Source organism: Nocardia tenerifensis NBRC 101015 (genome assembly GCF_000308715.1).
GTDB classification, from domain to species: domain Bacteria; phylum Actinomycetota; class Actinomycetes; order Mycobacteriales; family Mycobacteriaceae; genus Nocardia; species Nocardia tenerifensis.
Map to the genome: position 1 here is coordinate 1 of NZ_BAGH01000450.1, position 1010 is coordinate 1010.

General features: G+C 70.6%; 2 protein-coding genes. One reads left to right on the forward strand and one right to left on the reverse strand.

Translation table 11 applies throughout. The annotated features are described in order from the left end of the window. Positions 1–585: phospholipase domain-containing protein (locus tag ON39_RS33910; protein ID WP_040740337.1), on the forward strand; the 585-nt coding region annotated here is incomplete at its 5' end. Here the strand turns inward: ON39_RS33910 and ON39_RS33915 are convergent. Further along, positions 575–1010 (reverse strand): amidase family protein (locus ON39_RS33915; RefSeq protein ID WP_040740338.1); only part of this gene is annotated, 436 nt, incomplete at its 5' end. The two genes, ON39_RS33910 and ON39_RS33915, sit on opposite strands and share 11 nt — an antisense overlap.

The following is a 1010-nucleotide window of genomic DNA, read 5'->3' on the forward strand; positions in this document are numbered from 1 at the left end:
CCGACGCAGGAGCCGGGCACGCGCCCGGCCAGGGCACTGCCCTACGCGCCGGTGGCGAACGCGACCCTCGCCGCGGGCGGCGCGCTGACGACGACCTTCCGCAACACCGGCGCGGCCGATATCCAGTTGGCGGCCTACCGCAACGACGGGCGCACCGACGGACCGTGGCGCTACGACGTGAAATCGGGGGCCACCGTCACCGACACCTGGAACGTGCAGAGCTACCCGGACCGCAAGTACGGCATCGCGATACACGGCCCCAATCGCTTCCTGTGGCGGATGAGCGGAACCTCGACGTCACCGCTCGAGGTGACCGCCGCCTACTCCGCCGACAACAAGCTCCAGCTGTCGATGACGAACAAGGGCGCCGCCCAGGCCGTGGTCACGGTGCGCGCCAACGGTTACCGCACCGACGGCCCGTGGACGTACAAGATCGCACCGGGCAAGACCACCACCGACACCTGGAACGCGCTGAGCTACGGCAAAGGCTGGTACGACCTTTCGCTGACCGTCGACGTCGACCCGGCCTATCAGCGCCACTTCCGCGGCCACATCGAGAGCGGCCAGCCGAGCGTCAGGGGCTGACCGGCGGCTGCGGCCAAGGGTTCTGGGCCGGGCGCGCCCGCTCGAAGGCCGCGGCCAGCCGCAGCAACCGGACGTCGTCGTAGCGGCGGCCGACGAACTGGACGCCGATGGCGGTGCCGTCGGCGGACCAGCCGCAGTTCATCGAGATCGCCGGATGGCCACCGGCATTGAACGGGACCGTGAACCCGATGTGCCGGAACGGCAGGGTCGGATTGTCGCCCGGGACAGTCAGTTCGACCGGCCAGGCGGCGACCGGGGAGGTCGGCATGGCGAGGAAGTCGACCGCGTCGAGCCTGCGCTCGGCGGCGACGGACATGGCGTCGAACTGCGAGTAGCCGTCGAAAACCGCGGCGCCGGTGAGGTTGTCGGCCCCGGCGAGCCAGCCGTGGATGTACGGCGCGATCTTCTCGCTCCGCGACGACGGC